This is a genomic window from Diplocloster hominis (assembly GCF_032380655.1).
Classification (GTDB): domain Bacteria; phylum Bacillota; class Clostridia; order Lachnospirales; family Lachnospiraceae; genus Diplocloster; species Diplocloster hominis.
Map to the genome: position 1 here is coordinate 93549 of NZ_JAWDIY010000009.1, position 19163 is coordinate 112711.

The following is a 19163-nucleotide window of genomic DNA, read 5'->3' on the forward strand; positions in this document are numbered from 1 at the left end:
AGGAGCGTAAAATACCATGAAAAAGAAAACGATTTGGAGCCTTGTATTGGCACTTGCGTTGACGGTAACAGCCATCGGCACAGCAACCTCCGCCTTTGCCGCCACACCCGCGCCAATGGAGCCTGTTACTAAAATTGCCACCGAGAACGAGGACGCCGTCTGGGAGCAGATCGAGGCGGTGGAAGAGAAGAGCGACGCCATCTTCCAAAGAAACGCGGCGCTGTGGGAAAAGCTGGACGAAATCTGCAACACCCTGCCTGACGACTACGACTTCACAGACTTTGACGAAGCAGCGTTTATCCGCAGCAGCAACGCCCTGACGGAAGCGGAGAAGGAAACGCTTCTGGCAGACATCAAGGAGCTGAACGAGCTGGACGCCCAAATGGAGGCACTGTACGCTCAGCTGCCCGACTGCGACAATATGCCGCTTTACGAGAAGGCACTGGAAAAGGCCGACCCCAAGGTGCTGGATGAGATCGACACCCTGGAGCAGGAGTATGACCGCGTCTGCGAAAAGCACGCCGACCTGTGGGACAAGGTAGATGAAGCGTACTTTGATCTGCCGGACGACTACGATTTCGACAACTACGATGAAGCAGCCTTCATCCGCAGCCTGGGCTTCCTGACCGACGCGGAAAAGGACGCGCTGATCGCCGACTACAACCGTCTTACGGAGATCGACAGTCGGCTGTGCGAGCTGTACAATTCCATCTGGGGCAACACCGGCTGCGAAAGCGGCATCTGCCCCCTTTGACGGAAAGGCGATATTCTGATAGTATAAAATCAACATCATGCCGATGCTGCGCCCACGCGCAGCATTTGGCGCTGCTTTCTGGGAGGTCACCATGGGACATTCCATCTATTTGGCGGACGATGAAAAGAGCATCCGGGAGCTGCTCCATAGCTTCCTCGCAAGCGACGGATATACCGTGCGCTCCTTTGAAAGCGGCGACGCGCTGCTGGAGGCGTTTCGTCAGGAGCCTGCGGAGCTTGTCATACTGGACATTATGATGCCCGGCACGGACGGCCTTGCCGTGTGCCGGGAGCTACGCTCTGTTTCCGATATTCCCATTATCCTGCTTACGGCCAAGGACAGCGAGCTGGACTATGTCATGGGCATCAGCCAGGGCAGTGACGATTACCTCACCAAGCCCTTTCGCCCCACCATACTGCTCATGAAGGTGAGAGCCCTGCTGCGCCGGGTGGAGATGGACAGGGGGAAAACAGCGGCGGCAGTAGATGAATTGCGCTATGGGGATCTCCGCTATTCCGCTACGGAAAATGCTGTCTTTTGCGGAAGTACGATCGTGGCACTGACCCAGACCGAGCTGCGGCTGCTCAGCTATATGATGAAGCAGCCGGAAAAGGCCTATTCCCGTGAGGAGCTGCTCAGCGCGGTGTGGGGCTTTGATTCGGAGGTGGAGACCCGCGTGACCGACGAAACGCTGCGCCGTATCCGAAAAAAGCTGCTGCAAGCGGGCAGCACCGTCAGCGTAAGCACCATCTGGGGCTTTGGTTATAAGCTGAAGGGGGCAGAGCGCACATGAAAAACATCAAGCTGCGGATCGTGTACCTGATCCTTTGCTCGGCTCTGCTGCTCTTTGCACTGTTCATGCTGGCGGTGAACCTCATTATACCAGCACACTTTGTGCGTGAGGCAAAAAAAGCGCTCATCAGCGAGGCCGAGTATCAAAACCGCACCATCCCCTATACCGACGATGGATCCTTTTTTGATGATGGATGGAATGACACGGAGGAGCACTTCCTTACGCCAAGCATCGTATTTTTAGAGCTGGATAATGCCAATCAATCAAGCGGTTGGAACAGGGACGCATATCGCCTGGAGGAAAAACTGCTGGAATACTGCAAGGGGCGGGATCTATCGCTCAACCAATGCTATACCTTCAAAACGGACAGGCATCACCTGATCTTCATGTCCGTGCAGGAGGAGCAGGACGATTGGGAAAAGCCGTACGCCTATATCATGTACATAGACATCGGGCCCATCACCCGCTATATCGTGACGCTGAATTGGGCGTTCTTTGCGGTGCTGCTGGCGATCTCCTCCGTCATGTGCCTGCTGGGGTTCCGGTTTGGCAGGGATATTGAGAAGGAAGCGGAGCGGCAGCAGACCTTCTTCCAGAATGCCTCCCACGAGCTGAAAACGCCGCTGATGGCGATACAGGGCTATGCGGAGGGCATACAGGCGGGCGTAATGGACACGGGCAGCGCGGCGGAGGTGATCCTGGAGGAAAGCGACCGCATGACGGAGCTGGTGGAAGAGCTCCTGGACATCTCGAAAATCGATATGGGGCGACAGCAGCTTGCCTTTTCCGAGATGGATATTCGGGAGCTGCTATACGACAGCATACGCGCCGTGGAGCCGACAGCCGCCGGCGGCATTACCATCGCGCCGGACTTCCCCGAGGAGCCCATTATGGTCAGCTGCGATGATACCCGGCTGCGCAGAGCCGTCACCAATATCCTATCCAACGGCGTGCGCTATGCCCGCAGCGAGCTGCGCCTGACCTGCCGCGCAGACAGGCGGCAGGTGACCATCCGGATACAGGACGACGGGGACGGCATCGCCGAGGAAGATATTCCCCACATCTTTGATCGCTTCTACATGGGGCGGAGCGGAAAATCCGGCATCGGCCTTGCGCTGACACGGGAGATCATCCACCTGCACAAGGGAACCATCCGCGCCCGCAACGGGGACATCGGCGCCGTTTTCGAGATCTCCATTCCGGTGAGCAGATAAGAAGATCACCGCGCCGCCTTTGAGCGCCCCTCTTGCAAAAAGGACGGGCCTGGAAAGAATCTTTGCTGGTACCGGGTGGAGAGTTTCCTGTGATTTCCTCTTGTGCCCACATTGTCAGAATGGAGTACATCTATGGACTGCAAAGCAAAAAAATATCTGCATATTTATGACTGGAACTACTGGTGGGGCTATTACCGCTGCTGTAAGGACTGGGAACCTTTCCATGCGGCGGAGTTTTCTCTTTCCGAGGACGAGGCAGGAAAGGCGCCCTTTTTCCACTTTGATTTCCATAACCTCCCTGCCCTTCACCAGACCATTCTGGACGGTGAGTTTGTGGAGCCGGATAACCCGGATCTTCCGCACTTTCTGGAGCAGGCAAGGCGGCTCAGAAGCGGTGAACAGGACTGGTTCGTCGGGGCGCTGTACTATCCGCTTTTTTCACCGGAGATGCATTTCTGCAACGCCTCCGTCCGGAGCGGCGTCCCGCTGACACAGCTGCTTTCCCCGTCTGTACCGCCCTATTACGGGGTGATCTTTCTCCGGGAGGAGCGCCCCCTCACTCCGGAGGTGCTGACGCATTGGGCGGAGACACTGTCCCAACCCCTGTTCGGCCAGCCGTTTTCCTGTACGCTTGCACAAGTCCCCAGCCGGCAGGAGGCCATGGAGCAGTTTGAGAATGAGATGCGGCTGATGCGATGAACGAGCGCCCGCCGCGCTGTCCGGCGGCAGCTGCAAGGCCCCCAACGCCCTGCGGTTGCAGAATTACTTACGACGGAGAATATGCATGACATTTGAAATTCACAGCAATATCACAAATCGCTCTATGGCCATAGCCTCCCGTGCGATGCGCAGGGTGCTGCGGCGAAAGAGAAGCATTATATGGGCCATTTTCGGCTGGAGCGTCTTTTTCATCAACGCTCTGCTGCTGATCCCATTTGATGGAGAGTCTTTTACGCTTGATGCCAGCACGATGATTTCCCTGCTGGTAGAGGTGATGCTGCTGTCCGTTCTGCTGTTTCAGGATCGGTTCAACGGCATGATCGCCTGTAAAAACACGCTGGCAGGCACAAAGGACTATCATATTGCGTTCGGCGAGGAGTCCTATACCGTCGTTACGGCGGCCACCACCTCCACCTTCCGCTATGAGCTGATCGACGCCATGGCGGAGTCGCAGGACTATATCATCTTTCTGATGAAAAAACGCTATGCGCAGCCCTTGGACAAGCGCACCCTCACCGGCGGGACGGTGGAGGAATTCAAACGATTTCTTGAGGAGAAGACCGGAAAGACATTCCGGCGTGTGAAATGAACGGATTTTCTATAACGCCCTTTCGAGGGCTGCATTTGCTTCTGCTTTTGCTTACGGCAGCGGCGGTGCTGCTCATATTCTTGCTGCTGCGCGGAAAACCGGAGGCACGTCGCTCCCGGTTTCTGATCGGCGTGTGCCTTTTTAATCTCGCGCTGTTTGCCGGCTACAAGCTCTCACTGTCCATGGACGCAGCGTATATCCGTGCGTACTATCCCAATGGCTTCAACATTTTCAATGAGCTGCCGCTGCACCTGTGCAACATCAATCTGTTTCTGATCCCGCTGGGCGTGTGGAAGAGAAACCGCTCGATCATGGGCTTTTCCTTCTTTGTAGCGCCCCTTGGCGCACTGATGGCGCTGCTCTTCCCGGAGCCTCTGTTCTCCGGCTTTTCGCTGTTAATGCCACGGATTTTTGGCTACTATGTGACCCACGCAATCCTTGTTGTCTGCGGCCTGAGTCTGGCGACGCTGGGCTTTTACCGCCCCGACCCCAAGGATATCCCGCGGATCCTCAAGACCTTTGGCCTGCTTGCCGTAGGTGCGCACCTTATCAATCTCCTGTTGCGCCTCACGCTCTGCCCGGAGGCGAACTACTTCTTCACTTATGGCGCGGAGATCGGCGTGCTCAAGCTGTTTTGGCGCATCATCCCGGCGCCGCTGCTCTACGGGCTGCCGGCACCGCTGATCCTTGCAGGCTATATGTACGCGGTCTGTGCGTTGTCCCGCCTGACGCGAGGCGCGGAAGAAGCGTCTTTTTCATAAAACAGGACACAAAAAGCGGCCTTGGGCGCGATGAACTGCCCCGCTTTTTTTGGTGGTTGGCAGTTGAACGCTGCCGGCCGCTTTTTATGCATCGGCAAAGCGGAGCGCTTCTGCGCTCCGCAGCAGGATATCAAAAAAGGCGGGCTGAGGCGCGCCGGGGAAGGAACAAGGTCAACAGAACCGAAGAAGGAGCGCGATCAAAGGCTCACTGGGGCGCTTCCGGGAAGAATTCACCGTGCACCGCGTGCACGGCTTTTTCATATTCCGGCTCGCTGATGCCAACGGTGATGTTGATCTCGCGCGTGCCCTGCACGATCATCCGCACGTTGATGCCCGCGCGTCCAAGCGCGCCGAGCAGCCGGCCGGAGACGCCCGGCCTTCCCGCCATGTCCCGTCCGACGATGGACACCATGGCAAGCCCGTCTGCAACGCAGATGCTGTCCGGGCGGACGGCGGCGGAAATGTCCGACAAAAGCGCCTCGCGGCAGGCGGAGACCGCCGCGGCCGGGGCGATGAACGAGATGCTGCCAAGCCCCGTTGCGATGTGGTCAAAGGGGATCTCGTGCGTTTCGAGCACCGAGAGAATCCTGCGGCAGTAGCCTACGGCGCTGTTCATGTTTTCCTTCTCCACCTGTATGGAGCAGTAGCCCTTGCGCCCCGCGATTCCCGTGACGGGACAGGCGGAGGGAGGGCTCTGCGAGGAGACGAGGGTGCCGGGCGCGTCCGGCTGCATCGTAGAGCGGATGTGAATGGGAATGCCCATACGCCGGGCTGGCGTCACCGCGTCCTCGTGCAGCACGTTGGCGCCCATATACGCAAGCTCCCGTACCTCGTCATAGGCCATGGCGGGAATCGCCCTTGCGCTGGGCACGATCGCAGGATCGGCGCGGAAGATGCCGGGCACGTCCGTCCAGTTTTCGTAGGCATCCGACCCGGAGGCGCTTGCCAGCAGCGCTCCGGAGATATCCGAGCCGCCGCGCGGCAGCGTGTGGATGTGGCCGTCCGCACCGCCGCCGTAGAAGCCGGGCATGACGGCACGCTCCATGTCGCGGAGCCTGCGCGTTAGCGCCTGCTCCGCCAGCTTGTACTGCGGGACGCCGTCAGCGTCAAAGAAGTGCAGCTCCGCCGGGTCGAGAAACGGCCAGCCCAGCAGGGCTGCCAGCATCCGCCCGCTGAGATATTCGCCGCGGCTGGCGCAGTATGCAGCAGACGCGCCGGAGCGCAGGTCCTTTTCGATCTGCCGGAGTTCCGCCTCCAGATCGATGCCGAGACGGAGCTCCTGCGCGATCTGCCGGAATCTCGCAGCGACAGGTGCAAAGGCAGTCTCGGGGTCTGCGCCTGTTTTTACAGCGGCATGGCAGTCATACAGCAGATCCGTCACCTTTTTGTCCTCCGCAGAGCGCTTTCCCGGGGCGGAGACCACGACAAAGCGCAGCTCCGGGTCTGCCGATACGATGCGCTTTACCTGCCGGAAGCGGGCTGCGTCTGCCAGAGACGTGCCGCCGAATTTTGCTGTTTTCATAGGGCGTCTCCCTTCAAAAGATCGTCCATATCGTAAAGACCGGGCTGCCTGCCGCAGAGGAAGACTGCTGCCCGCAGCGCACCCTCCGCGAACAGCCGCCGGTCATGCGCCTCGTGCTTCAGACTCAGCGTTTCGGCTCCGGTCGAGATCAGCACCTCATGGATGCCGGTCACACTGCCGAGGCGGATGGAGGATATGCCGATCTCGCTGTGAGTTCGCGGTGAAAAGCCGCTGCGGCCGCACACAAGCGCTGCCTCCGGCCGCTCTTTTTGAACGGCGGCAGCGAGCATACGCGCCGTGCCGCTCGGAGCGTCCGCCTTGCGGCTGTGATGCGTCTCCACGATCTCGATCTCCGCCTCCGGAAACAGGCGCGCGGCCTCGCGCACAAGGCCGCAGAGCACCGCAATGCCGAGACTCATGTTGCCGGAAAAAAAGACGGGGATCTGCTCTGAGGCGCGCTCGATGCGCGCGCGCTCCTGCTGCGTGTGTCCGGTGGTGCCGATCACGATGGGAAGGCCGTGCTCCAGCGCAAAGCCAAGCGCGCTTTCGGTCGCAGTGTGAAAGGAAAAGTCGAGCACGACGTCGGCAGATTCCCGGATCTCAGAAAAGGACGCAAACGCGCCGTTTCTGCTGCGGCTGACCATGGGCCCTGCGGTGCAGTCCGCAAATCCGGCGTCCAGCAGCGCGCGAAGAGCTCTGCCCATCGCGCCGTTTGCGCCGTGCAGAAGGATCTTTGTCATCTCAAACACCCCATGCTTCGAGCGTGTTCAGAAGGACGGCCCGGCTTCCTTCCTCCATCGGGGTGAGCGGCAGACGCAGCGTGTCGGTGCCGTAGCCCATTTTTGCCAGCGCCGCCTTGACCGGAATGGGATTGACCTCGGAAAACAGCGCGTCGATGACGGGCAGCAGACGGCACTGGAGCGCCGCAGCGCCGCGCACATCCCCAGAGAAGAACAGCTCGCACAGCTGAACCGCCTCCCTGGGCAGCACATTGGAGAGTACGGAGATGCAGCCCTCGCCGCCCATGGCGAGAATCGGCACGATCTGATCGTCGTTGCCGGAATAGACGTCCAGACACGCCGCTGCCCTGTGAAACAGCGATACGATCTGCGAGAGGTTTCCGCTTGCCTCCTTTACGGCGGCGATGCGCGGATGCGCTGCAAGTGCGGCGCAGGTCTCGGGCAGCAGGTTGCAGCCCGTGCGGGAGGGAACGTTATAGAGGATCACGGGCCTGTCCGATGCGTCCGCGATGGCGGTATAATGGGCAATCAGCCCCCGCTGTGTGGCCTTGTTATAATAGGGCGTCACCACCAGACAGGCATCCGCTCCGGCGGCGCAGGCAAACCGTGTCAGCTCGACGGCTTTTTCGGTGCAGTTTGCGCCGGTGCCTGCGATGACCGGCACGCGCCCGGCGGCCCGCTTTACGGCAAAGGCGATCGTCTGGCGGTGCTCCTCAGCGGTCATTGTGGACGCCTCGCCCGTTGTGCCGCAGGTGACAAGCCCGGCGACGCCGCTTTCGATCTGCCAGTCTATGAGTCTGCCGTAGGCGTCATAGTCGATGGCGCCGGAAGATGTCATCGGGGTGGCAAGCGCCGTGGCGATGCCGCGGAAAAGTGTTTTCTGTTTCATTTGAGCTACCTCCTGTTTCTGTAGGTCGTCAAGTTCTTCTTTCCTGTTTGAGCTTTTCCAGAAATGCCTCGAGACGATCCATGCCGCGTTCGAGCGTCTGCTCGCCGCAGCAGTAGGATATGCGGATATGCCCCTCTGTTCCGAAGCAGCTTCCGGGTACTGCTGCGACCCCGGCCTCCGCGATCAGACGAAGGCAGAACGCCTCGGAGCAAAGGCCGAAGGCACGGATATCCGGGAAGGCATAAAACGCGCCCTCCGGGACGGGGCAGCAAAGCCCCATCGCATGGAGGCGGCGCAGCACCAGCGCCCGTCTTTTTGCGTAGGTCTCGCGCATCGGCGCCGTGTCGGTTTCCAGCGCCGTCTCACAGGCGGCCTGGAGCATGCTGGGCGCGCAGGTCAGAATATGCCCGTGGAGTGCAGTGAGCTTTCGGATGACCGGTGCGCTGCCCATGAGATATCCGATGCGCCAGCCCGTCATCGCCCACGGCTTTGAAAAGCTCTGGGCGATCAAAAGCCGCTCCCGCAGGCCGGGCAGGGCCGCAGGATCCGGACAGGGCCGCATGCACAGCCCGCGGTAAACGTCGTCGCAGAGTATAAAGATGGGCTTGTCTCCGACTGCGCGGCGGATGGCGGCCAGAGAGGGCTCCTCATATACCGCGCCCGTCGGGTTGTTCGGGCTGTTGAGCACGAGCGCCTTTGTCCTCGGCGTGATGGCGGCGGACAGCGCTTCATACGTCAGCTGAAAGCCTGTCCGCGATGTATCCAGATACACAGGGACGGCGCCGGCAAGGCGCGTCACGGTCTCATAAAGCCCGAAGGCAGGCGTCGGGATCACGACCTCGTCGCCGGGGTCGAGGATGCCGGTCAGCGCGCAGTAAATGGCTTCCGTTGCACCGGCAGTGACGATAATCTCGTCCGGGGCATAATCAAGATGGCGCGTTTTTGCCTCATAGGTGGCGATTTTCGCACGAAGCGAAGCGCTGCCCTGGTTTGCGGTGTAGTGGGTGCTGCCGCCTGCAAGTGCGCGGACGGCGGCCTCGCATATGGGTGCGGGCGTGGGAAGATCCGGCTCGCCGATGGTCAGCGTGATGCAGTCCTCACGCTCTGCGGCAAGGGCGGTATAGCGGCGAATGGCGCTCAAAGAGAGCCCCGCGAGCGATGTGCAGAGCCTGTCTACCATACCGTTCCTCCCGCGACTGTCTCAAAATAGCGCACGCCGGCCTCAAGCACGCGCTCGTCAAAATCGAACGCCGCCGTGTGCAGCGCCGATGTCTCGCCGCAGCCCAAAAACAGAAACAGGCCGGGAAGCCGCTGCTGATAGTATGAAAAATCGTCGCTTGCCATGCTCGGCGCGGTCAGCGCCTCGATGGGAAACAGCGCAGAAGCCCTGCGGAGCAGATCGGGCGGATTCACAACAGCGGGGTAGCCCTCGCTGAAATGGACGGCGGCCGCACAGCCGCTGGTTTGCGCGACATGGCGGCTGATCGTCTCCAGCGCCTCCCGGATGCTGCAAAACGCAGCATCATCGAGCGCGCGCAGACTGCCCTCCAGCCGTGCGCTTCCGGCAACTGCGTTGCGGACGCTTCCGGCCTCCATGCGCCCGAAGCCGAGCAGACTTTGCGGAGCCTGCGGAAGCGGCAATGCCGCGGCGCGGCTGTAAAACTCCACGCAGGCTGCGAGCGCGTCACGGCCGGAGCCGGCGGAGCAGAAATGTGCGCAGCGGCCCGTGGCGGTGAACGTCACCTCGGCCGAGCGCGCCATCATGGGGCCGGGCAAACCGGCGAGCGTCCCGGCAGGAAGCCCCGGCCAGAGATGCAGGGCGAAAATGGCCTTGACGCGCAGCCGCTCAAAAAGCCCTGTTTCGCAAAGCCGTCTGGCTCCGCCGGTCGTTTCCTCGGCGGGCTGAAACACCAGCAGGACGTTGTGCGGCAGATTTTCCTTTCCGCGCAGCCTGCGGCCAAGATCCAGCGCCATCGCCATGTGCCCGTCGTGACCGCAGGCATGCATGCGCCCGCTGTGCTGAGAAGAAAACGGCAGACCTGTCTGCTCCGCAATGGGCAGCGCGTCCATTTCAGCGCGAAACGCCAGCGTATCCGCCGCGCCGAAGTCAAAATAGGCGCATACGGCGCTGTCAAGCGGGAAAAACACCTCGCAGCCGAGCGTGCCGAGGACGTTTTGTAAATAGTCCATGGTCTTGGGCAGCTCGTCGCCCAGCTCAGGGATGCGGTGCAGGGCGCGCCTGTCCGCTGTCATGGGGGTGAGCGTTTGCATATTTGTAAACCTTCCTTGCTGCTTTTTGAATGTCGTGCGTCCGCGGCTCAAAGCTCCCGCAGGGCGTCCACCAGCGCTGTTTTTGCAGCGGACACATCGCTTTTGTGCTTGATGATGTGCGCGGGGCATCCGGCGACCACGCTCTCAGGCGGTACGTCCGATATGACGACCGCACCTGCGGCGACGACCGCACAGCGGCCGATGCGGCAGCCCTCGAGCACCACGGCATTCGCCCCGATGAGCACCTCATCCTCCACGACGACGGGCAGTGCACTCGCAGGCTCAATCACCCCGGCCAGCACCGCGCCTGCGCCGATGTGGCAGCGTGCGCCGACCATCGCCCTGCCTCCGAGCACCGCGCCCATGTCGATCATGGTGCCCGCGCCCACGCTTGCGCCGATGTTGAGGATGGCGCCCATCATGATGACCGCGCCCTCTCCGATCTCGACCTGCTCGCGAATGATGGCGCCCGGCTCGATCCGGGCGTTCAGCCCCTTCGTGTCCAGCAGAGGAACGGCTGAATTGCGGCAGGTGCTCTCGATCACGATATCGGCAATGGCGTCCTGCTGCGCCTCGATGGCGGGGCCGATGTCCCGCCAGTCGCCAAATACGATTTTTGCCCCGTCCCCGGCCGGAAAGATCTTGGCGTTCGGAAAACTCGTCGGAAAACGCTCCCAAATGTAGACCTTGACTGGCGTTTTCTTTTCGGCAGTGCGGATATATTCGATCAGTTCCGCTGCGTTCATGTGTGCGCTCCTTTTCATGCTTATTTACTGTAAATTCATCATATCGGATACTTCGATGCAATACAATGCACAGCAATGCGCAGATTATTGCAAAAAATGCTCATTTCTTTGCCACAATGTCAAGTGATGAATTAAGAAAATAAACATACAGCCATCTTCTCCACAAAGAAAAATAAATCACTGTCGATTCCAGTGTAGATAAATTTTCTTTTGCCTTCTTCATAAGGAACTTTTCTGTGTTTGTAGGCGGAAAAACATTTAGATTCTTGCCCTTGAATACAACTCAAAAAAATGCTATACTTGCATATAAGTATCTGCCAGTACTTTCGGCAGATTGATTTTTGCGCATTAGTTAGAGGCAGCTAACCGCAAGGAGGTGTTGACTTATTATTATTTCATACCCTGAGGCTCGTTTTGTTCCCACCGCTGTAAGCATTGCTGCATCAAGTCAGATTATGCAGGCGAATAAAACAGCCGATAATCAATATCTCATTCCCCTCATGGATGGTACTATTGAAAACATTGATATTACCGATGGAATATTGTTGACAACATCAGAGTTTGTTTCACAGGAAGATATTGAAATGACAACAACACACGACGATTTGAGCCTGTTTCAGATTTCCTTTTGCATTGATGGCAATATGGAGTGGTCTTACATCAATAACGAGGTTGTTCATCAATTTCAAATTGCGGCACAGCAGAGCCAAGTACGCTACGGAACATTTAAGGAGTGCCGAAGTAAAATAAGCGGAAACAGAAAATTCAAAGGCATTAGCATTGCTTTGGATGAAAAAATCTTTGAGCAAATTTTCACCTGTATCAAAATAAGGGGGGCATTATATGATACAAGAAAAACAGCGCCCGTAAGAGTATATACCTACACACCAAACATCAGTAAAATTCTCTCTGAAATCCTTGCTTGCCACTTTTGTGATGAAATGAAAAAGATCTATCTGCAAGGAAAAATTTTTGAGTTAATTGCTGTTTACTGCGACGAGGTTATTTGCAAATCTCCTACAAATGACTTTGGCATCCGTATCAGTGTGGAAGATTACAATGCGCTGTTGAAGGCACGAGAATTTATTGGTGAGAACTTCGCCCACCCCCTCACAATTCCAATTGTTGCAAAGGCGATTGCTATCAACGAGCAAAAATTAAAGGATGGATTTAAGCGGTGCTTTGGAGTTACAGTTAATGATTATGTTGTAGAAAAACGGCTGGAAGCAGCGATACGATTATTGAAAACTGGGAAACATACAGTGCAGGAAGTGACATGGATGGTGGGGTATTCTCATACGGGATATTTCATCGAGCTTTTTCGGAAGCATTATGGAATATCCCCCGGCGAAATGTTAAAAAACAATAGATAAGAACTTCATGTAAGTCTGAAAAGACCGCATGAAGTTCTTTCTTTTGTGACATAGGAACTTCCGATAGTGACACTATGCAGAAAATCATCGTGCTATACTAATAGCAGTTAGCGTTATCTAACCAAAAACTTGGAGGTTATTGCTATGAGCAGAACTAATGAAAACAAATTAAAAATGAAGGACATTGCAACCATAGGCATCTTTAGCGCACTCCTTTTTGTGGTGACAATGGTAGCAGGAGCTTTGATGGGAATTAGCATGGTGTTGAATATGTATTCCGTTGCGGTTGTTGCTGTTTTATCTGCGCCGCTTTATATGCTGATTATGGCAAAAGTACATAAGAAAGGCGCAGTCTTATTGACTTTTGCTATTGTCGGCATTCTATGGGGGCTGTTTGGCGGTATTTTTGTCTTGATTTGGATGTTAGGGTTTGGCGTTGTAGGCGAAGTCCTTGCCAGCAAATCAAAGTATCAGAATTACAAAATGCTTACCGTTTCTTTTGGATTGTATTCAGTTGGATATTATTTAGGTGCCATCGCACCCCTCTATTATTATCCCGCATTTTGGTATGGATTTGACCGTCCAAAGGAAACCGTGGATGCAATGATTGCAGCAGCACATTCTACGACTGGGCTTGCTGCAATTCCGGTTACGTTGATCGCGATTGTGATAGGTGCTGTAATTGCAAAGAGAATGTTGAAGAAGCATTTTGAAAAAGCAGGAGTGATTTAATGCACCGCATAGACCCCCGGATAGTGATTATTCAGATTGCGCTTTCAGGGATATGTGCATTTTGGATTTTTAAGCCGTTAGCCATGCTTTGTGAAGTGATTTTTCTGATGAGCTTTCTGTTATATTTGCAACACCCGAAGGAGGCTTTGCGGCTGGGAGTATGGTTTGCGTTCCTTGTCGGATTGTATGCCTTACTGAATGAGAGCAACGCTCCGCAAATCATAGTCCAGCCCGTTTTCCTATTACGCAAGCTCTCTCCCTTACTGGGCGTAATGGTTCTGTCACTAAAGGCGTTGACCGTGAGTGAGCTGTTCATGGGGCTTCAAAAATTACATTGCCCTAAATCAGCTGCGCTTGCGCTTGCTGTCGCATTGCGATTTATTCCCACTATTCGCCATGAGCTTGAACAGATTAGAAACGGCATGAAAACAAGGGGCGTCCCCTTAAATGTGATTACTTTTGTAAAAGCTCCTGCCATGACCACAGAATACATAATTATTCCCTTTATCATGCGCTGTATAAAGGTAGCGGATGAATTATCTGCGGCTGCGGTCACTCGTGCAATCGAAAACCCTGTGCCAAGAGGGATGAGAGTTCCTCTGAAAATCAGAATAAAGGATATTGTGTATCTGATGATGGTGATTTGCGCTAATATCGGAACACTTCTTTATTCATTGTGCGGATAGCGCGGAGGTTCAGAATGAGTATGATCACAATAAGAAATTTACAATTTCAATATGATGCCGCCCCGGAGATAAACGCTCTTTATGGAATTGATTTGGAAATTCGTAAAGGAGAGTGCGTTATTTTAACGGGAGAAAGTGGCTGCGGAAAAACAACTTTAACACGATGCCTCAATGGTTTAATACCCAACTTTTTTGAAGGAACGCTTACAGGAGAAATATTGTACGAGGGTGTTCCAGTAAACAAATTGGAACAGTATGAGGTTAGTCGCAAAATTGGCACAGTGTTTCAAGATCCCCGTTCACAATTTTTTGCAGTAAACACAACGGACGAAGTAGCTTTCGGGTGTGAAAATCTTGCCTTTTCCACGGAGCGGATAAATCAGAACGTGGACGCCGCATTCTCCCGAATGAATATTGACGCACTGCGAGATCGGAGTTTATTTGGGTTATCCAGCGGCGAAAAACAGCGGCTGGCAGTTGCTTCTATCTATGCAATGGATACCGATGTCATTGTTTTGGACGAACCGACGGCAAACCTTGATGGAGAAACAATACAAAATCTCCGTGAGCTTTTATTTACACTAAAAGCCGAGGGGAAAACTCTCATTATTTCTGAACACCGCCTTTCCTGGCTTGGAGGAATTGCCGACCGATATGTATATATGCGCAAAGGGAGAATTGAAAAAATATGGGGTGCGGCGGAGGCTGCTTGCCTTTCGCCCGATGTGCTGCAAGAATACGGCTTACGCAGCATACAAAATGTGCCTTTTCCTACAAGGAAAACTCCTGCGAGGTCTGATGCAAACGAGCTGACGTGTCAAAACCTCTGTATTTACTACGGAAAGCAGGAAATTATCCATGATTTGAATTTTTGCTTTACATGGGGCGAAGAAGGTCGGATTATTGGAATTGTCGGTGCGAACGGTTCCGGGAAAACAACATTTTCTAAAGTGCTGTGCGGACTTATGGCACCGCGAACTGGGGAAATTCGTCTGAACGGCAAAAAAATGGCCCATAGAGAGCTGCTGAAAAAAACATACTTTGTTATGCAGGACGCGGATTATCAGCTTTTTACGGAAAGCGTTACACATGAAATGGAATTGGCGGCACGAAAAAATAAGCAAAAAAACGTTCGATCTTCAAAAGAGGAAACAACAAACATTCTTGACAGGTTCGGCTTGGCCGAATATTCCGAAAGACACCCGCTATCCTTGTCCGGCGGACAAAAGCAGCGGGTCACGATTGCTGCTTCCATCGCTGCAAAATCGGATATTCTTGTTTTGGACGAGCCGACGAGTGGGCTTGACGGACGGAATATGCTCCGTCTAAAGAATATTCTGCGTGAACTGAAAAAACAGGGAATGCTGATTTTCATTGTAACCCATGACGCAGAATTTCTTGAAGGATTAACAGATGAATTACTGACTATTTCAAATAAGGAGGAAAACATGGACAAAAGAGAAAAACAGCAATCGCCTTTAAGGGGTATTTTGCAGTTTGCCAGTCAGAGGAAAGGACTTTTGAGGATTTCTGTTATCCTTTCTGTTCTGTCCTCTGCGTTTGGTATGGTTCCATACGCTGCTGTAGCTGTGTTGCTTGGGAAAGCGTTAGACAATGCTTTGACCATAGAATGGGCAGTCAGCTTGACCTTGGTGGCTTTAGCAGGATATTTTCTAAAACATTTTCTATATTCAAAATCAACCCTATGCTCCCACAAGGCAGCGTATGAAATCATACAGAATATCCGCTGTGCAATTATGCGGAAGATGTCAAAAATGTCTATGGGGACAATACAGGAAAAATCTTCCGGCGAATTTAAGCAATTAGTCATTGATGATACGGAACGACTTGAAGGACAGATTGCTCATGCCATTCCCGAAATGACAGCAAGTATTCTCATTCCGATTTTTGTGTTTGCCTATCTGCTTTTTGTGGATTGGCGTATGGCGCTTGCTTCTCTTGCTTCGGCTGTTTTGGGAAATGTTATCTATTATAGCATGATGATAGGGCGCAGCGAGAGGATGAAAGAATATATGTCCGCGAATGGAGATATGAACGCAACCATTGTTGAGTATGTAAATGGTATGGAAGTTATCCGTATGTTCAATCAGACTGCTTCTTCGATGGGACGGTTTAAGGGAGCAGTATTGAAAGTGCGGGATATTACTACCGCATGGTATAAGCACTGCTATCCTTTTATGAGTATCAGTCAGGTTGTTATGCCCTCAACGATTGCATTTGTTTTGCCCGTCGGCGTTGTACTTCTTTCGGGTGGTACTACGACATTAAACGAGGTTATTTTATGTATTCTTCTCTCTATGGGGCTTGTTGGCTCTTTACAGGCAATGATTGAGTTTTGGCATGACATTGCCGCAATTTATGAGATACAGCCCCGTATTATGGCACTTTTAGAAGCAAAGGAGTTGCCCGAGCCGATAGAAGCACAACACAGTAGCGGCAATGATGTGGAGCTGAAAGATGTTCATTTCAGCTACGGAGCAATCGAGGTTATCCATGGCGTTTCCTTTACGGCAAAGGCTGGGACAGTCACAGCGTTGGTAGGTCCGTCCGGTTCGGGGAAATCAACTCTGGCAAAACTCATTGCCCGCTTTTGGGACGTGAGCGCGGGTGCGGTAACTGTGGGCGGCGCGGATATTCGCAATCTGCCGTTATCCGAGCTTTCCGAAAAAATCAGTTATGTTTCACAGGATAATTTTCTGTTCAATATGAGCCTGAGGGACAATATCCGAATCGGTAAGCCGGATGCTACGGATGCAGAAGTAGAACGGGCTGCGTCACTGGCGAGATGTGATGACTTTATTGCCCGCTTCCCTAAGGGTTATGATACCAACGCCGGGGATGCAGGTGCCCGCCTTTCGGGAGGGGAACGGCAGCGTTTGGCGATTGCGAGGGCAATTCTAAAGGACGCTCCGATTATTATTCTTGATGAAGCTACGGCGTTTACCGACCCGGAGAATGAAGATAAATTGCAGCAGTCCATTGACCATCTGACAAAAGGGAAAACGCTGATTGTGATTGCGCACCGCCTGTCCACTATCATGTACGCAGATAAAATTTTAGTGTTGGAGGATGGTGCGATTTCAGCGGAAGGAACCCATGAGCAGCTATTATCTTCTTCACAGACCTATTTGGATATGTGGAAAGCCCATATATCGGCAATGGATTGGAGTATGAACAAGGAGGCGGAAATATTATGCTGAAAGTAATTAAACGAGTATTGCGGTTGAGTGGTGATTTGTCAAAGCGTATCTATGCAAGTTTTGTATTCAGCTTTATAGACTCAATTGTGGCAATGTTCCCTGTCGGGGCTGTGTTCTATACCCTCACAAAAATACAGAACAACAAAGCATTTACAGGGAATGACTGGCTTGTACTTTTTGGTATACTGTTAATCTCTCTTGTTGTCCGCATGGTGTTCAAATACTTGGTGTATAGTTTTCAAAGCACAGCGGGATTTGAGTTTGTTTCCAGAGAGCGAATTACTTTAGGAGATAAGCTGCGTAATGTGGGTATGGGGTTTTTCCATGAGCGAAATATGGGGGACATTACAACAACGGTTACAACTGACCTTAATTTTTTGGAAAACTACTCCATGCACCTTCTTGACCGTGTAACAACCGGAATGGTAAACATGGTGGTGACCAGCATATTCATTCTGATGTTTGACTGGCGGCTTGGTGTGATTTTTATTTTAGGTGTTCTCTGCTCGTTCCTAATTTATGGGCGTATGCAGGAAAAGGGAGAAGAACTGACTGCAAAACAGCGGCAGGTACAGGCTGCTTCTGTTGAGGCTACGTTGGAATATGTGCAGGGAATATCCGTCATCAAATCATTCAATATGGCAGAGAAAAAATTAAGTGGCATTGAAAAGGCCTATGAAAAAAGTATGGAAGCGTCTTACGCTCTTGAACGGGATTTCGCACCTATGAATATGGCATATTCTACGGTTTTCCGTGTAGCTGCCTGCGCTATCATATTAGTATCACAGATTTTCGCTTTAGGCGGGGAACTGGATTTTTCAAGCCTTGCGGTTATCCTCATTGCTTCATTCTCAATTTTCAATCCTGTAGAGGTAATGGGACAAATGACCGCCATGATACGCTCCATGGAAGCAAGCCTTGACCGTGTGGAACGGATTAAGGGAGAAAAGAATATTGATGACGGGGGCGGAGATATTTCCTTAAAAAGTTATGATATTGTCTTTGATCATGTTAGCTTCTCCTACGAACAGGGAACGAAAATTCTTGATGATGTCAGCTTTACCATTCCGCAGGGAGGAATGACCGCCATAGTCGGGCCTTCCGGCGGTGGAAAGACAACGATTACCCGTCTGATCTCCCGCTTTTGGGATATTCAAGGCGGTAGCATTACCATAGGTGGCAAAGATGTTCGGGAATTTACATCTGACAGCCTTTTTAAAAATATGAGCATGGTATTTCAAAATGTCTATTTATTCAAAGATACCATTGAAAACAATATTAAGTTTGGTTGCCCGGAAGCAAGCCATGAGCAGGTTGTAGAAGCAGCTAAAAAGGCACGCTGCCATGATTTTATTTCCTTATTACCAGAGGGCTACAATACTATGATTGGAGAGGGCGGTTCTACTCTGTCCGGCGGCGAAAAACAGAGAATATCCATTGCCCGCGCCATGCTGAAAAATGCCCCTGTCGTCCTTTTGGACGAGGCCACCGCAAGCGTTGATCCCGAAAATGAAGTGTATTTGCAGCAGGCAATCAGCACTTTAGTAAAAGATAAGACACTGATTGTAATTGCACACCGCCTGTCTACCATTCGGGACGCAGAGCAGATTTTAGTCATCGACAACGGGAAACTTGTTCAGCATGGAAAGCATGACGAGCTTGTTTTACAGGAGGGTATTTATCAGAAATACTGGAATATTCGCCAGAACGCAAAGGCATGGAAAGTAGCACAGTAGATTATGAGCCCGCACTGACAGGCCGCTGCTGCGGCAGTCCTGTATTCGTGCCGCCCACTCCTGCAGCTTTACACGGTGTTTCAACTCTGTGCTTGTCATCCCTTTACCTCCAATATGACAGTACCGCAACACTTTCCTGAACTTCTTAGCCGCTTTTAGCGGTTTCCTCTTGATTTTAATCCCTTTCCTAACACTTTGTGTTCCACATCTGCCTATGGCATTTTATGTGGTCAAAAGCAAAGCCTCGCCGGAGCAATTCCGGCGGGGCTTTGCTGTATTCTCGGCGTCCCGCTTTTTTCCTCTCTGTGAGCAACACGAAAACCGCGCCGAGGCCACCTCACGCCGCGGGATACCTCAATCAATGAATAGAAGCTACACAGGGACTATATTGACATTTCAACATCTCTGTGTTAAAG

General features: G+C 53.2%; 17 protein-coding genes. 11 read left to right on the plus strand and 6 right to left on the minus strand.

Annotated features, from left to right (window positions below):
• Nucleotides 1-16 precede the first annotated feature (16 nt).
• The 6 genes from ABC831_RS10365 to ABC831_RS10390 all read left to right on the plus strand — a co-directional run bounded on the left by ABC831_RS10365 (nt 17) and on the right by ABC831_RS10390 (nt 4831).
• Nucleotides 17-754, plus strand: a complete 738-nt coding sequence (locus ABC831_RS10365; protein WP_343248055.1) for a hypothetical protein — start codon at nt 17-19, stop codon at nt 752-754.
• 91 nt (nt 755-845) lie between these two features.
• Entirely contained in the window at nt 846-1547 is a 702-nt protein-coding gene (locus tag ABC831_RS10370; protein ID WP_343248056.1) for a response regulator transcription factor, read from the plus strand.
• Nucleotides 1544-2761 (plus strand): sensor histidine kinase, encoded by a 1218-nt coding sequence (locus tag ABC831_RS10375; protein ID WP_343248057.1) that lies wholly within the window; start codon nt 1544-1546, stop codon nt 2759-2761. The genes ABC831_RS10370 and ABC831_RS10375 overlap by 4 nt, the downstream gene beginning before the upstream one ends.
• A 132-nt stretch (nt 2762-2893) precedes the next feature.
• Nucleotides 2894-3460: a hypothetical protein gene (locus ABC831_RS10380; RefSeq protein WP_343248058.1), complete on the plus strand. Its 567-nt coding sequence runs from the start codon at nt 2894-2896 to the stop codon at nt 3458-3460.
• Between the two features lie 85 nt (nt 3461-3545).
• Nucleotides 3546-4070 carry a YcxB family protein gene (locus ABC831_RS10385; RefSeq protein WP_343248059.1) on the plus strand — a complete coding sequence of 175 codons (525 nt, stop codon included), beginning with the start codon at nt 3546-3548 and terminating at the stop codon, nt 4068-4070.
• Nucleotides 4067-4831, plus strand: coding sequence for a TMEM164 family acyltransferase (locus tag ABC831_RS10390; protein ID WP_343248060.1), 765 nt, complete (start codon nt 4067-4069; stop codon nt 4829-4831). Before ABC831_RS10385 ends, ABC831_RS10390 begins: the two co-directional genes overlap by 4 nt.
• Nucleotides 4832-5036: 205 nt before the next feature.
• Here the strand turns inward: ABC831_RS10390 and ABC831_RS10395 are convergent, their stop codons facing one another.
• From ABC831_RS10395 to dapD, 6 genes are all read right to left on the minus strand, one after another.
• Nucleotides 5037-6353: an aspartate kinase gene (locus tag ABC831_RS10395; protein WP_343248061.1), complete on the minus strand. Its 1317-nt coding sequence runs from the start codon at nt 6351-6353 to the stop codon at nt 5037-5039.
• Entirely contained in the window at nt 6350-7093 is a 744-nt protein-coding gene (dapB, locus tag ABC831_RS10400; RefSeq protein ID WP_343248062.1) for a 4-hydroxy-tetrahydrodipicolinate reductase, read from the minus strand. Before dapB ends, ABC831_RS10395 begins: the two co-directional genes overlap by 4 nt.
• A 1-nt stretch (nt 7094) precedes the next feature.
• The gene (gene dapA, locus ABC831_RS10405) at nt 7095-7982 is read right to left on the minus strand and encodes a 4-hydroxy-tetrahydrodipicolinate synthase (protein WP_343248063.1); all 888 of its coding nucleotides are present in this window, start codon (nt 7980-7982) and stop codon (nt 7095-7097) included.
• A gap of 28 nt (nt 7983-8010) precedes the next feature.
• Nucleotides 8011-9162, minus strand: coding sequence for a pyridoxal phosphate-dependent aminotransferase (locus tag ABC831_RS10410; RefSeq protein ID WP_343248064.1), 1152 nt, complete (start codon nt 9160-9162; stop codon nt 8011-8013).
• Nucleotides 9156-10235, minus strand: coding sequence for a M20 metallopeptidase family protein (locus tag ABC831_RS10415; RefSeq protein ID WP_343248065.1), 1080 nt, complete (start codon nt 10233-10235; stop codon nt 9156-9158). The genes ABC831_RS10410 and ABC831_RS10415 overlap by 7 nt, the downstream gene beginning before the upstream one ends.
• A 65-nt stretch (nt 10236-10300) precedes the next feature.
• Nucleotides 10301-10999 (minus strand): 2,3,4,5-tetrahydropyridine-2,6-dicarboxylate N-acetyltransferase, encoded by a 699-nt coding sequence (gene dapD, locus ABC831_RS10420; protein ID WP_343248066.1) that lies wholly within the window; start codon nt 10997-10999, stop codon nt 10301-10303.
• A 455-nt stretch (nt 11000-11454) separates the two neighbouring features.
• Here dapD and ABC831_RS10425 point away from each other — a divergent pair, with 455 nt between their 5' ends.
• The 5 genes from ABC831_RS10425 (at nt 11455) to ABC831_RS10445 (ending at nt 18747) form a co-directional block, all read left to right on the plus strand.
• Entirely contained in the window at nt 11455-12372 is a 918-nt protein-coding gene (locus ABC831_RS10425) for a helix-turn-helix domain-containing protein (RefSeq protein WP_343248067.1), read from the plus strand.
• Between the two features lie 144 nt (nt 12373-12516).
• Entirely contained in the window at nt 12517-13104 is a 588-nt protein-coding gene (locus ABC831_RS10430; protein ID WP_069431337.1) for an MptD family putative ECF transporter S component, read from the plus strand.
• The gene (locus tag ABC831_RS10435; protein ID WP_343248068.1) at nt 13104-13790 is read left to right on the plus strand and encodes an energy-coupling factor transporter transmembrane component T family protein; all 687 of its coding nucleotides are present in this window, start codon (nt 13104-13106) and stop codon (nt 13788-13790) included. Before ABC831_RS10430 ends, ABC831_RS10435 begins: the two co-directional genes overlap by 1 nt.
• Before the next feature lie 14 nt (nt 13791-13804).
• Nucleotides 13805-17011 (plus strand): energy-coupling factor transporter ATPase, encoded by a 3207-nt coding sequence (locus ABC831_RS10440; RefSeq protein WP_343248069.1) that lies wholly within the window; start codon nt 13805-13807, stop codon nt 17009-17011.
• Nucleotides 17005-18747: an ABC transporter ATP-binding protein gene (locus tag ABC831_RS10445; RefSeq protein WP_343248070.1), complete on the plus strand. Its 1743-nt coding sequence runs from the start codon at nt 17005-17007 to the stop codon at nt 18745-18747. Before ABC831_RS10440 ends, ABC831_RS10445 begins: the two co-directional genes overlap by 7 nt.
• Nucleotides 18748-19163: the final 416 nt, after the last annotated feature.

What these genes read in the sequence shown, in the direction of transcription:
- ABC831_RS10365 (WP_343248055.1), top strand. Translation starts at nt 17, where the DNA reads ATGAAAAAGAAAACGATTTGGAGCCTTGTATTGGCACTTGCGTTGACG.
- ABC831_RS10370 (WP_343248056.1), top strand. Translation starts at nt 846, where the DNA reads ATGGGACATTCCATCTATTTGGCGGACGATGAAAAGAGCATCCGGGAG.
- ABC831_RS10375 (WP_343248057.1), top strand. Translation starts at nt 1,544, where the DNA reads ATGAAAAACATCAAGCTGCGGATCGTGTACCTGATCCTTTGCTCGGCT.
- ABC831_RS10380 (WP_343248058.1), top strand. Translation starts at nt 2,894, where the DNA reads ATGGACTGCAAAGCAAAAAAATATCTGCATATTTATGACTGGAACTAC.
- ABC831_RS10385 (WP_343248059.1), top strand. Translation starts at nt 3,546, where the DNA reads ATGACATTTGAAATTCACAGCAATATCACAAATCGCTCTATGGCCATA.
- ABC831_RS10390 (WP_343248060.1), top strand. Translation starts at nt 4,067, where the DNA reads ATGAACGGATTTTCTATAACGCCCTTTCGAGGGCTGCATTTGCTTCTG.
- ABC831_RS10395 (WP_343248061.1), bottom strand. Translation starts at nt 6,353, where the DNA reads ATGAAAACAGCAAAATTCGGCGGCACGTCTCTGGCAGACGCAGCCCGC.
- dapB (WP_343248062.1), bottom strand. Translation starts at nt 7,093, where the DNA reads ATGACAAAGATCCTTCTGCACGGCGCAAACGGCGCGATGGGCAGAGCT.
- dapA (WP_343248063.1), bottom strand. Translation starts at nt 7,982, where the DNA reads ATGAAACAGAAAACACTTTTCCGCGGCATCGCCACGGCGCTTGCCACC.
- ABC831_RS10410 (WP_343248064.1), bottom strand. Translation starts at nt 9,162, where the DNA reads ATGGTAGACAGGCTCTGCACATCGCTCGCGGGGCTCTCTTTGAGCGCC.
- ABC831_RS10415 (WP_343248065.1), bottom strand. Translation starts at nt 10,235, where the DNA reads ATGACAGCGGACAGGCGCGCCCTGCACCGCATCCCTGAGCTGGGCGAC.
- dapD (WP_343248066.1), bottom strand. Translation starts at nt 10,999, where the DNA reads ATGAACGCAGCGGAACTGATCGAATATATCCGCACTGCCGAAAAGAAA.
- ABC831_RS10425 (WP_343248067.1), top strand. Translation starts at nt 11,455, where the DNA reads ATGCAGGCGAATAAAACAGCCGATAATCAATATCTCATTCCCCTCATG.
- ABC831_RS10430 (WP_069431337.1), top strand. Translation starts at nt 12,517, where the DNA reads ATGAGCAGAACTAATGAAAACAAATTAAAAATGAAGGACATTGCAACC.
- ABC831_RS10435 (WP_343248068.1), top strand. Translation starts at nt 13,104, where the DNA reads ATGCACCGCATAGACCCCCGGATAGTGATTATTCAGATTGCGCTTTCA.
- ABC831_RS10440 (WP_343248069.1), top strand. Translation starts at nt 13,805, where the DNA reads ATGAGTATGATCACAATAAGAAATTTACAATTTCAATATGATGCCGCC.
- ABC831_RS10445 (WP_343248070.1), top strand. Translation starts at nt 17,005, where the DNA reads ATGCTGAAAGTAATTAAACGAGTATTGCGGTTGAGTGGTGATTTGTCA.